Origin of the sequence: endosymbiont of Lamellibrachia barhami, from assembly GCF_011947365.2 — a bacterium.
Lineage (GTDB): Bacteria > Pseudomonadota > Gammaproteobacteria > Chromatiales > Chromatiaceae > QGON01.
Genome location: NZ_JAAVSH020000001.1, coordinates 47,940 through 60,124, shown reverse-complemented (window position 1 = coordinate 60,124; position 12,185 = coordinate 47,940). Strand labels below are relative to the sequence as shown.

The following is a 12,185-nucleotide window of genomic DNA, read 5'->3' as shown; positions in this document are numbered from 1 at the left end:
CATACTTTCCATCAGGGGTGTTTGAGCATGTTTCATCACTAAGTCCTCTTTCTATACTCCCTAATAGAGGCTTAGCTCAAATACCCCCTCATGGCATCTACGACTTGTTGATCAGACATTATCATGAAGATTTACTAATTGCCGATCGGCATTTTGAACCGCTCGCCCATGTGTTCGAGCACCACTCCATCCGGCAGAATTTCAGACAACAGGGGGCCTGCGTCCAGATAGTCTCCCTCCCGGTACTTCTCCAGGTTGATCAACACGTAACGACGTTTGGGCTGGTCATTGTAACTATGCACATCGATATTGAGCTCTGGCAGATTATCCACAAATCCTGGCGGCAGCTCGCTGATCGATTTTGGTGGAACCTGGAGTACAGGGGCCGGAGGCTCCTCAACAACTGGCGTCGTGAACAAGGACGCTTCCGGTTCAGGCGGCTGGATTTTCAGTTTCTGCACAGCGGCCACCTGTGGCTGTACAGGCACAGGCTGCTGCGACTGCGAAACAGAGAACTTCGGCGCCTCCTGTCTGGCAGGCTGCGTGTCGGGTACCAACGCCGGACCAGACACCATCTGCTGCGGATCCTCCTGTCCCAAATAGAGACCCAGCAGCAACATGCCCAGGCCCAGGAATACCAGCGCCACGATACCGAACCAACGGGATTGCCCCAAATCCTGCTGGGTGTTGACTGCACCGAGCCGGGGCACTTGACCAATCCGATGCTGGCGCTCCGCTTTCTTCAGGGCCTCGAGAATCAGCGACATTTATCCTTTGCCCCCTTCGCTGGTCACAACTGCTCTCAGGGTTGGAGTGTCGGCGGTGAGCTGCACATTGTTCAGGGTAATCATGGTCTGCTGCCCTGCAACACCGTCTGAGGACAACCCATGTTTGGACTGGAAGCGTTTCAGTTGCTGCCGCAACTCCGCATTGTATGCATCCCGGCCGATCACGGCTGGGGGTTCCAAACCCTCTGCTTTGGCAAGCTGCGACCTCAGCCAAGTGACAGGGACGCCTGTCGAACCCGGCCCCACCAGGGCTGATTTTGTTCTTGGGCGCCACACCACCACATAATCACCAGGCCAGAGGGGAGCGATGTCTGCCCGTTTCAGCCGCCGGTCACCCGCACCGTAATCTACCGTTAAATTCTCCCCCTGCATGGATTTGAGAAGGATATAACGTTGCCGGTAACCCAATTTTAACTTGAGCAGCAGCGGCCTGTTGATGCGCTCCAGATCCTCCCAGCCACCAATACCGGTGAGACAACGCAAACCCAATGGCGGCGCCTCTTTGCAGGCGCTCTCTGATGAGAGCAGCTTGATACTTTTGCCCCACAACTCAAACAGTCGCAGATGCACCGCCCGATTGCTGTCTGCCACATGCGCGATCTGCCCCTCCAGATCAACCTTCAGACCAGCTTCAGGCAGGGTGTCGATTGCTTCAGATACGGGAGGGACTGATACGGCCGGTGCAGATTCTGTTTGCGACAGTACCGAGACTTCTTTCGCTCCAGACTCAGGCGGAATCACAGAAAAGTCATCCGGTACCAGGGGGGCCAGAGGCGGCAGAGACAATTCATGCTCTACCTTGGCGGGCCGATCCAGCAGCTGTGCAACCACCTCACCCGACTCCGACATTGAGTCTGTAAATAGTGGCAGCAGAAACCAGGCGATGGCCACAGTGGAGAACACGATCAGCAGGACAGGCATGAGGCGACTGAGTTTTCCCAACACCACACTGGAACCTTTGACCTCTCTAGCCGCACGCCAAACCAACCTGGACCCAGCCCGCTTGGCGCCAGTGGCAAAAATCGCCAACAGAGTCCGCTCGCAGAGGGTGTTGATGATTCGCGGAACACCTCTGGACAGGTAATACACCAGGCGTAGCGCTGACGAGGTGAAAAGATCTTCACGGTTCCCCGACACGACAAGCCGGTGCCGGATATAGCGGACAGTCTCCCGGCGGGATAACGGAAGAAGGTGATAGCGTGCTGTAATGCGCTGGGCAACCTGTCGCATATCCTTACGCGCCAGCAGTTGCTGCAACTCTGGCTGACCCACCAGAATAATGCGCAGCAACTTGTGTTGCGAAGTCTCCAGATTTGTCAGCATGCGGACCTGTTCAAGCACCCTGGGACTCAGATTCTGCGCCTCGTCCACCACCAGGACCGTATTGCGTCCGGCCGCATGCGTCTTCAACAGATGGTGGCTCAGATTATCGGTCAGTTGTTTGAGGGAGTAGGGGGGACCCACATATTTAATGCCCAGTTCGTCGCAGATGGCCGCCATGAAAGCGCGACGCGAGAGTCGGGGATTGAAGATCAGGGCGATATCGACGTTTTCGAGATTCTGCTCCAACAGACTGCGCACCAGCATGGTCTTGCCGGTACCGACTTCACCGGTCAGCTGCACGAAGCCGCCATTCGGCCCGGTTCCGTAGATCAGGTGAGCCAGACTCTCCTCATGCCCACGACTCAGATAGAGATAGCGGGGGTCAGGCGTAATGGAAAAGGGATTTTCCTGAAACCCGAAATCGCTAAACTGCATGGCTCAATCGCAATCCTCTTCCAGATCTTGCGCTTTGGCCAGCTTGTCCGCCATTTCCAACCATTGGATTGCCACGGTCTCATTGAGTGCGACGCCTTCACCGGAGAGATACATCTGCCCCAGGTTAATGGCCGCCTGATAGGAGCCGTTTCCAGCAGCCTGTTTCAGCCACTCCACTCCCCGGGAATTACTCTTTCTCACCCCCTGTCCGTAGAGATAGAGCATACCGAGATAGTACTGGGCATCCACCACACCCTCCTCCGCCAGCGATCTGAAGGAGTTGTAAGCACCTTTGTAGTCACCCGCTTCAAACGAGGTCAGTGCCGCTTCATAGGCATCGTTCCCCGCAACGGAGAGAAAAGGCGTCATGAGCAGAAACAGCAGCGTAACGCCGCGAATAATATTTTTCGCCATCAAATTCATCTACTATCGATTCTCTCCCGGCCAGCAGCGATCCCATACAATAAGGAAACATAACACCTCTCAGCCACAGGTGCATAGAGAAGCGGTGCTTTTGTACTAATGGGGGTAAATGGGCGCAGAATCCCTGTCGTTTTTTTAGCCGCGACAATGGACGAAATCACGGCTAAAACCGTCAGGTCTGATTAACGACAGCTACTTTTCAGCCAACTGTGGTACTTCAAGTGTTGGCGTCAAAACCGGCGTGTATACCGGGTAATAGGAAGGGTAGTAGCCATAGTGGTAGGGATAGTAACCGTAATTTCTATACCCATACCATGGCCGGTACCAATTGCGCCCCCAGCCTGAACCGGAGAAGCCAAAGGAGAAACCGAAGCCACCCCATCCATTACCACCCCACCAGGCATCTGCGGTGGATACCGGCAGTGCCACAAGTGCTGCCACTGCTGTTGCAGTCAGGAATTTGCGCATTGTCTTCATGATAAACCTCCTGCGACATACTGCTGTCACTTTTTCCCGTCCACATTTAAACCATACGCCTTATGTGGAAAATAACATCGAGGCACGTCGCCTATATTAGAGAATGCTTATAGAAATATCCTATAGATTATTCCGTCTGGCACGCTGGGCGAATGACTGCTTTCTTCCAAGGGTGACGCCCGGTCTCTTCATGGATAAACTGCGCCGACAACGATTCACACCACAATTGAGGATTATCCTATGATATTCATACCCTGCCAGGGCGGAGACAACTGCACAGAAGGCGGCACCCACTGCCAGGGCTGCGGGCGCAGCCATGAAGAGATCGCCGAGACCAAAAAACTGATCGATGCACTGGTGCAATTTACACAAAAGATGGATTTTGAGAATGTCGAAGAGTTCACCAGCTTCGTTGCAACCAGGGCCGCAGGTAAGTACCGCATGCAGCAGGGCGGCGGTATTGGTTTCGGCCTCAACGTCCAGCCCGGCAGCTGACGAATAGCCACTCCGGGAACCAACACGGTTCCCGGCAGTCACATTTCAAACAGGCCAATAGACGAAGAAAAACCATGATGAAGCCCTTTGCCCTCTCTCTCCTCCTCATCTTCACCACAACCTTTGCGCTGGCGGCTCAGCCGCTGGTCTCACCGGAGTGGGTGCATAACAATCGCGGGAAGAGCGGGGTCGTAATCCTCGATCTGCAGGACGCCAAAGCCTATCAGCGATACCATGTCCCCGGCGCGGTGAACTCCAGCTACGGTGACTGGCGACGCACGTCGGCGAAAAAGATACCCCAGATCATGACGCCTCCCGCGCAACTGGAGAAACTGATCGGCCGTCTGGGCATCGATAATGATACCCACGTCGTACTGGTCACCACCGGAAACGGCGCTGGTGACATGGCGAGCGCCTCACGCGTCTACTGGACCTTCAAGGCACTGGGGCATGATCAGGTTTCCATCCTCGGCGGGGGGCTGATCAACTATGCACAGAAGCGGGTCTACCCACTGCAGAACGGTCTCAACCAAGCAGTGCCGAAGGTCTTCAAGGTCAACCTCAGGGCCGACTACATCCCCGACGCACAAGAGGTAAAAGCGGCCCTCGAAAAGGGGGCGCTGGCGGTGGACAATCGCAGCCGCGCCGAATACATGGGCATCTACTCCGGCAGCGGCAAAGAACGCCCAGGCAGTCTGCCCAAAGCTGTCAATATCTCTTACGACTGGCTGACCGCCAATGGCGGCGCAACCTTTCATACCATCGATAATCTGAAAAAGATCTATGCCGCCAATCAGGTACCGCTGAGCGGCCCACAGATCAACTATTGTCATACAGGCCATCGCGCCGCCCTTGGCTGGTTCGTCTCCCACGAACTCTTGGGTAACAAGCAGGCTCGTCTTTACGATGGATCGACCGCCGAGTGGGCGCTTGACCACGCCCTACCCATGGAACAGAAGGTCCAACTAAAACATTGAGAACCAAACCATGCGCGCCTATCTATCAAAACTCCTTATCACACTACTGTTAATGAGTCTGACTCAAGGCGTTCTGGCCAACGGCCGCACCGCACCGGAGTGGGATATCTCCGAATGGATCAACGGCGATGGCACCACCCTGGCGGCACTCAAAGGCAAGGTGGTGGTGATCGACTTTTTCCAACTCTGGTGCCCTGGCTGCAACAGCTTTTCGGTGCCGTTGATGGCCAGGTGGGAGCAACAGTTTGCCGACGAGATAACAGCGGGAAACCTGGTGATGCTGAGTATCCACACCGTGTTTGAAGGGCATGACTATCAGAATCCCAAAAAGCTGCGCACCTATCTCAAACAAAAAAATATCCAACACCTGGTGGGAATCGATCGGCACGTTGACGGCGACGAAATCCCGGAAACCATGAAACGATACCGCACCCGCGGCACACCGGAGATGGCCATCATCGACAAAGAAGGACGTATCCGCTTCCAGCGATTCGGCAGTTTTGATCCGGCAAGCGGCGTCCAACTGATCAACCAACTACTGGCCGAGGATCGCGGGTAACCCATGATAAAACGACTCATCCCCAGTCTGCTGCTCTGGCTCTGCTCTTGCTCGGCGGCACGGCTTTCGCTGCAACCCACGCCAACAACACGGTCACGAGGCCTATGGAAATCGATCAACAACTCAAAGCCGCCTACGAGGCCAAGGGAGAGGATTACAAACCCCGCACCGAACACTTAAACGCAGACGGCTCACCGATATATATCAACCGCCTGATCCTGGAAGACTCCCCCTATCTGCTGCAACATGCCCATAATCCGGTGGACTGGCATGCCTGGGGGGAAGAGGCCTTTGAAAAGGCAAAACGTGAGAACAAGCCGGTCTTTCTCTCCATCGGTTACTCCACCTGCCACTGGTGCCATGTTATGGAGCGGGAGAGTTTCGAGAACCTCCAGTTGGCCAAAATACTGAATGAGCATTTCGTGGCCATCAAGGTCGACCGGGAGAGCCATCCCGACGTAGACGAGGTCTACATGACCGCTGTGATGCTGATGACCGGCCATGGCGGTTGGCCCATGTCGAGCTTTCTCACCCCGGAGGGCAAACCCTTCTATGGCGGCACCTATTTCCCACCCGACCAGTTCGGACAGCTGCTCTCACAGATTCAGCAGGTCTGGCGCGACAAAAAAGCCGGCGTCCTCGATCAGGCGGATCGAGTGGCGGAAGCCGTAAAAACAGCCAACAACCACAAAGGCACAGCCAAGGCACTCGACAAGACCGCCATCGCCGCAGCACTCAAGACGATGCTCGGCAGTTTTGATGAACTGCAGGGCGGCTTCAGCGTGGCACCAAAATTCCCCCACGAACCCTGGTTATTGTTGTTGCTGCAACAGGCGGAACGCAGTAATGATTCAGCGGCACTGGAGGCGGCGGAGGTCACCCTCGATGCAATGGCCCGGGGGGGGATCTACGATCAGGTGGGGGGCGGTTTTCACCGCTACTCCACGGACAACGAATGGCTGGTGCCGCACTTCGAAAAGATGCTCTACAACCAGGCTCATCTCGCTCGCGCCTACCTGTATGCATGGCGACTCACCGGCAAGGAGAAATACCGTCGAGTGGTCACTCAGACTCTCGATTACGTCATGCGCGAGATGACCTCACCCAACGGCGGTTTCTACTCAGCCACCGACGCCGACAGTGAGGGTGAAGAGGGGGCCTTCTTCATCTGGACACCCGCCCAGATTCGTGACGCTTTGGCGCCGGAAGATGCCGACCTGGCAATCGATCTCTATAACATCACAGACAGTGGCAACTTCGAAGGAAAGAATATCCTCCACCTGCAGTCAGACCTGGAGAGTTATGCCGAAGAAAACAAGTTGGATCTTACCGCCCTGCAGATGCGGATCGATCATATCAATACGGTATTACGCAAGGTACGCGAAGGCCGGGAACATCCGTTAAGGGACGACAAAGAGGTCACCGCCTGGAACGGCATGATGATCACCGCCTTTGCACAGGCCGCCGACCTTCTTGCTGCAGATACTTACCGGAAGGCCGCAGAACAGGCGGGGGAGTTTATCTGGCAGCAAAATCGCAAAGCTGCCGGCAAGCTTTGGCGGGTACACCTCGACGGACAATCCTCGGTTGCCGCAGCGCAGGAGGATTACGCCTATCTTTCTGAAGCACTGCTTTATCTCTACGATCTGACCGAAGATAAAAAGTGGCTGCAACGGGCGCAAGAGATCGCCGATGCCATGATCGGCCGGTTTCGCGACGAACAGAACGGCGGCTTCTATATGAATGAAGAGGAGAGCAACTTCAGCGCAATGGGACGCCCCAAGGACAGCGGCACCGACAGCGCCATCCCATCCGGTAGTTCAGTGGCCCTTAAGTCGTTACAGATGCTCTGGGTACGCACCGGCAAGCTGGACTATCGCACTCACGCCAATAACCTGATCGGCAGTTTCGCCACCGCAATTGAGCGGCATCCCAACGGCTACACCTACATGTTGAGCGCCATCGATGATCTACAGCAGGGGGAGTTGAGCGCCCGCCGATATGCCGCACAAGGCGGCATCCGCCTCATGGGCAAGGCCAGGACACTCAAGAATGACAAACAGCTGTTAACCATCACCATCACCATTCCTGAGGGCTGGCACATCAATGCCAATCAGCCTTTGAGCAAGAATTTAATCGCCACTGAGATCAATCTGGCCGACAGCGCTGGCCAATGGAGCATGGGCCCCGTCACCTATCCAGAACCCACGTTACAGCAGCTGGCTTTTCAAAGTGATCCGCTCTCCGTTTATGCAGGAGTGATTACGCTACAGGCGATGCTGACTCCCACCTCTGACACGGCTGCAGTCAAGACAACATCCATCGATGTGAAATTACAGGCGTGCAGCGATGAGGTCTGTCTGCCGCCGGAGACATTGCAACTCCATATTCCCACCCTACCTTCAATCTGAGTGGTGTCCCGAATTAATTAAGGGGAACTCCCCCCACGGACTGCACCTGCGCCGCGTGGTTTCCCCTATGTCACAGCCGCACACCATTGGTTAGACTCTGACACGATTATGAACATGCAATCAGTGATTAAATTTTTCGCTCTGGCCGTCTTTCTCTCGCTGTCGCTGAGTCTCAGTGCACGCGACACGGACTCACAATCAGGACAGGCTTGGAGCTATAGCGGTGAAACGCCCCCGGAGAAATGGAGCACTCTCTCCAGCGCATTCAGCGCGTGTGGAGCAGGCCAAGCGCAATCGCCTGTGGATATCCAGGGCGCCATAGAATCCGAGCACCTGCCACTCTCTTTTTTCTACCGCACCAGCATCCTGTCAATCCGACGATCTAACCACGGCATTTCACTGGATATGGAATCCGGTGGATTCATGAAGATGGGTGGTGAACGTTTTCAGTTGCGCAGTATTGATCTGCATATACCTGGTGAACATACCTATCTGGGCAGGGCTGCTGATATGGAGATTCAGCTCAACCATATCGACAACAACGGCAACCCTGTGATACTCGCAATTCCGGTAAACGCGGGAAGACGCAACAACCTGATGGTCAAGCGAATCGCCCGCCACCTGCCACAAGAAAATGGTGGCCAGAGATACAGTCGCCAGATCGGTATCAACGCAATCTTTCTGCTGCCGACCAATAGAAGTCATGTACTCTACAACGGATCACTGACAACACCTCCCTGTAAAGAACCTGCTCGCTGGATCGTGTTCAAAAACCCGATCGAGATACCCGATCTGCAGCTGCGAAAATTTACCGATGCTATCGGCTACAATGCCCGTCCTGTGCAACCGCTGAATGGGCGTATGATCTGGACGAGCATTCATTAGGAGAGCGTCGAATTTAACCGTCACGCCTCAACAGCGCTTCCAATTCTTTGTAACCCTCCAATTCCATTAACAACCGCCCCTTCTCTTCTTTTGCTACCTTTAGCCAGTTCTTGTCTTCCAGCGCGCCTACCATTGCATACAAAAGATTCAGGCTTGGCTCGACGCAGCATTCACTCCTCATTTTGAGGAACGCACCAATGGCTCCAATTTTTTCCAGATCCATTCTTGTATAGATGCCTATTTCATTCAGGCATTCTTCTGACTTTTCACCCAAGCCTTTGAGGTCAGATACTCTTTTGTTATAGATATCGGCCATGCTGTCCAGCGCTCGTAAGCGGTAAAACTTCCAATAGTTTATGCCTAGGCCAAGCGGGCTGGCCCAGCCATTTTTTAATAGTGCTTTTGCGATAGAGCGATTTAATAGGCCGCGACCAATCAGGATCACAGACTGATACCATCGGACGCCGAATGTTCAGGATAGTAAGCACTTAGCCTGATAAAATCGTAGTGCTTCAGATAAGTTTCTGGCTTATCACAGCCGGCATCTTATGTAATCTTTTTGTTTTTCTTGCGTTTTCTGATAGTTGCGCCAGACAGCACAACCTTATCAGTGAAGTCTGTAGCAGAACAATCGTTCATTCCAGGCCCTTCATGGCAAAGATTTTATTTCTCGTTGAAATGACGCTAACCTATCGTCATGTAAAATACAATATAACACCATAGCCTATCACACCAAACACTGCTGCAGTGTTTACCGAGTTAGGCTTTCCCACCTATGTCGATGTTAGGCTCTAAACGCAGAAGTGAGCATGAAAAAGGTAATAATAACTCTAGTAATTATGGCTCTTCCTGTCGCTGCATGGGGCTTCTATAAACCTATGCGTGTTCTTGCTCCTGAATTGAATGGATTAACATGTATTAATGAAAAGATCTGTCTGGATGATATAAGAAAAAGAGAAGCCGCAGAGTTGCTCTATCTGGAATCAGCTATCGTAACAAATAATGCTGTTGGTTATTTTTATAATAGCCCTCGTGCAATATTCTGTGCAACAGAAAATTGCTATGAATCATTTGGTTTTAAATCACCATCAGTAGCACACGCGGTTGGTACTTCCGGAGTAGTTATTAGCCCTCGTGGTTGGAGCAATACAAAAATAATCCATGAATTTGTACACCATATCCAAGCTGAAAGAATTGGCGTAATACAGATGCTTTTTAAACCAGATTGGTTAATTGAGGGAATGGCATATTATATTAGTAATGACAATATGCATGATGTTCCTCAGAGATATATAGAAGCAAAGAAACGCTTCGAAAAATGGTATGTAGAATTAGGGAATGAAAAATTGTGGAAAACAGCCGAAAATCTGTAAAAAAGCCTAATCAGGTAAGGGAGGGTCTCTAGCCCTCCCTCCCACCTACTATTGGCATGCGGGTCACCGGGCGGTTCATCAACATGATGAAACTTGATCCATTGTTCTCTAACAGAGATGAGCCTATTTCTCCAACCACTTGTGGTCATTCCAGATTGCGTAGCCAATGTTCTGGCTAAACGATAAGGCCCTTTTGAGCTTAACCCAAGATACACAGCTGTTCGTATCCTGGTTTCAAGCTTGATGAGTTTCCGGATGCGAGTGCGTGGTTTACGCCACTGCTTCAATAACTGGCCGTACACACGACGCGTAGCCCATTCATCAAGCTGTTAAAGTGATAATATTCCGAAAAGACCAAATGGATCCAGTCCAGCCCCGGATATAAAGGCGAAGTTCGCGGTACGAGCGATGCATGAGATTCCCGACGTTTCGATGGTCGACAGATGTTGTGCGCCGAAGTCGCTCAGTGCTTTATCGCTCCACCGGATCTTTTGCCTCTAAAGGTAAAGCCGAGGAAACGGAGGTCGTTGGTTTTCACCACCTTGCTCTTCTCCTCATTGATCACCAGCTTTAACTTGGTGGTCAGAAAGCGCTTTATCCACGCCATCACGCGGTGTCCTGCCGATGTCGACTCTACACAGACGACAAAGTCGTCTGCATAACGGGCAAAACGCATTCGGCGCAATTCCAGGAGTTTATCCGGAATCATGCTCTGCACCCTTCTCTTTCAACCGGTGCAGGCCGCAGGTAGCTCGCAACTGCTGCAGGCACTGCCGGAACGGCCCACAGCCGGTGATTTCCAGCTCACTGATTTGGACGGCACCGAACACCGTCTCTCCAATTATCGGGGCCGGGTGGTCATCGTGAACTTCTGGGCCACCTGGTGCCCACCCTGCCGGGAGGAGATGCCCTCCATGCAACGCGCCTGGGAGATTCTGGAACCGGAGGGGATCGCTATGCTGGCCATCAACATCGGTGAAGATGAAGACACCATCTTTCAGTTCACTGCAAACTTTCCGGTGGAGTTTCCTCTTCTGCTGGATCAGGATTCGGCAACCATCCAATCCTGGCCGGTCAGAGGCCTGCCCACAACCTATGTGGTCGACCCTCAGGGAAGACTGGTCTACCGGGCCATCGGCGGCCGGGCATGGGACGACCCGGCGCTGCTCGACATGGTGCGGGCGCTGAAATAAGCCTTACCGGCTATTTACCTCTCGCACCCTAATGGGGGACAATTAAAGATTACACCCTGAAGACACCCAAGCCGCCGTGACCCATCTTGTCATCTATGAACATCCGCTCAATGAAAGGATTCGCACCTTTCTGCGTCTTGAGCACCTGTTTCTGCAGATTGACCATTTCCTCTCTCCCCAGGATGCCTGGAGCAACCGCACCGCCCTCGATGGCCTGCTGGGCACCATCAGCATCTTTAGCCGTTCTGATCTGAAGACTGAAATCCTCAAGGAACTTGAGCGGCATACCACCAATCTGGAACGTATTCGCCGCCAGCCAGGGGTCAACATGCAGGCCCTCGGGCAGGTATTGGACGACCTGGAGCAGGCGATCCATCAGGTCTATCGGCTGGACGGTCAGATTGGCAAAAAGCTGCGCGAGAATGAGTTCCTCACCGCCATTATGCAACGCAGCAGCATTCCGGGCGGCAGCTGCAACTTCGACCTGCCGCAATACCACTACTGGTTGAATCAACCCTACGAGGTCCGCCGGAATCAGATGCTGGAGTGGCTCCAGGAACTCAACCCTGTGCGCGAGGCCATCATCCTGTTACTGAACCTGATCCGCACCAGCAACCACCCGGTCCGGGAACAGGCCAGAGAGGGCTTTTACCAGAAGTCACTGGAGACACCCTCACCCGCGCAGATGATCCGCGTCGGCCTGCCGGAAGGCTCCTCGCTGTTCGTGGAAATCAGCGGCAACAAACATCGTTTCAGCATCCGCTTTCTGGAGGCAGTGGATACCGGGAGACCCGTTGCGTCGAAGCAGGACGTCGATTTCATGCTCACGAGCTGTGTGCTCTAATC

Annotated in this window: 14 protein-coding genes; 8 read left to right on the top strand and 6 right to left on the bottom strand. The window is 53.5% G+C overall.

Annotated features, from left to right (window positions below):
* Positions 1-134 precede the first annotated feature (134 nt).
* The 4 genes from G9Q73_RS00260 to G9Q73_RS00245 form a co-directional block, all read right to left on the bottom strand.
* On the bottom strand, positions 135-767 hold the full coding sequence (locus tag G9Q73_RS00260) for a general secretion pathway protein GspB (protein ID WP_177417961.1): 633 nt from the start codon (positions 765-767) through the stop codon (positions 135-137).
* Positions 768-2,546 carry an ExeA family protein gene (locus G9Q73_RS00255; RefSeq protein ID WP_177417960.1) on the bottom strand — a complete coding sequence of 593 codons (1,779 nt, stop codon included), beginning with the start codon at positions 2,544-2,546 and terminating at the stop codon, positions 768-770.
* Between the two features lie 3 nt (positions 2,547-2,549).
* Positions 2,550-2,960, bottom strand: coding sequence for a tetratricopeptide repeat protein (locus G9Q73_RS00250; protein WP_177417959.1), 411 nt, complete (start codon positions 2,958-2,960; stop codon positions 2,550-2,552).
* Positions 2,961-3,161: 201 nt separating this feature from the next.
* Positions 3,162-3,446, bottom strand: a complete 285-nt coding sequence (locus G9Q73_RS00245; RefSeq protein ID WP_246344879.1) for a hypothetical protein — start codon at positions 3,444-3,446, stop codon at positions 3,162-3,164.
* Positions 3,447-3,686: 240 nt separating this feature from the next.
* On the opposite strand from G9Q73_RS00245, the gene G9Q73_RS00240 reads away from it, so the two are divergent.
* From G9Q73_RS00240 to G9Q73_RS00220, 5 genes are all read left to right on the top strand, one after another.
* Positions 3,687-3,941, top strand: coding sequence for a DUF1289 domain-containing protein (locus G9Q73_RS00240; RefSeq protein ID WP_177417958.1), 255 nt, complete (start codon positions 3,687-3,689; stop codon positions 3,939-3,941).
* 74 nt (positions 3,942-4,015) lie between these two features.
* On the top strand, positions 4,016-4,918 hold the full coding sequence (locus G9Q73_RS00235; protein ID WP_246344877.1) for a sulfurtransferase: 903 nt from the start codon (positions 4,016-4,018) through the stop codon (positions 4,916-4,918).
* Between the two features lie 10 nt (positions 4,919-4,928).
* Positions 4,929-5,477: a TlpA family protein disulfide reductase gene (locus tag G9Q73_RS00230; protein WP_177417957.1), complete on the top strand. Its 549-nt coding sequence runs from the start codon at positions 4,929-4,931 to the stop codon at positions 5,475-5,477.
* A gap of 104 nt (positions 5,478-5,581) precedes the next feature.
* On the top strand, positions 5,582-7,888 hold the full coding sequence (locus G9Q73_RS00225) for a thioredoxin domain-containing protein (protein WP_177417956.1): 2,307 nt from the start codon (positions 5,582-5,584) through the stop codon (positions 7,886-7,888).
* A gap of 108 nt (positions 7,889-7,996) precedes the next feature.
* On the top strand, positions 7,997-8,773 hold the full coding sequence (locus G9Q73_RS00220; protein WP_177417955.1) for a carbonic anhydrase: 777 nt from the start codon (positions 7,997-7,999) through the stop codon (positions 8,771-8,773).
* Positions 8,774-8,786: 13 nt separating this feature from the next.
* Here the strand turns inward: G9Q73_RS00220 and G9Q73_RS00215 are convergent, their stop codons facing one another.
* Positions 8,787-9,218, bottom strand: coding sequence for a TfoX/Sxy family DNA transformation protein (locus tag G9Q73_RS00215; protein ID WP_369408794.1), 432 nt, complete (start codon positions 9,216-9,218; stop codon positions 8,787-8,789).
* A gap of 364 nt (positions 9,219-9,582) precedes the next feature.
* Between G9Q73_RS00215 and G9Q73_RS00210 the strand changes: the two genes are divergently transcribed.
* Complete coding sequence (locus G9Q73_RS00210) at positions 9,583-10,146, top strand: hypothetical protein (RefSeq protein ID WP_177417954.1); 564 nt, start codon at positions 9,583-9,585, stop codon at positions 10,144-10,146.
* A 463-nt stretch (positions 10,147-10,609) separates the two neighbouring features.
* Here the strand turns inward: G9Q73_RS00210 and G9Q73_RS00205 are convergent, their stop codons facing one another.
* Positions 10,610-10,855, bottom strand: coding sequence for a reverse transcriptase domain-containing protein (locus G9Q73_RS00205; RefSeq protein WP_177417953.1), 246 nt, complete (start codon positions 10,853-10,855; stop codon positions 10,610-10,612).
* Between G9Q73_RS00205 and G9Q73_RS00200 the strand changes: the two genes are divergently transcribed.
* Together G9Q73_RS00200 and zapD are read left to right on the top strand one after the other, a co-directional pair.
* The gene (locus G9Q73_RS00200; RefSeq protein WP_177417952.1) at positions 10,854-11,339 is read left to right on the top strand and encodes a TlpA family protein disulfide reductase; all 486 of its coding nucleotides are present in this window, start codon (positions 10,854-10,856) and stop codon (positions 11,337-11,339) included. The genes G9Q73_RS00205 and G9Q73_RS00200 overlap by 2 nt on opposite strands.
* 76 nt (positions 11,340-11,415) lie before the next feature.
* A complete protein-coding gene (gene zapD / locus G9Q73_RS00195; RefSeq protein WP_177417951.1) occupies positions 11,416-12,183 on the top strand; it encodes a cell division protein ZapD in 768 nt (255 codons plus the stop codon).
* The last annotated feature ends 2 nt before the right edge of the window (positions 12,184-12,185 follow it).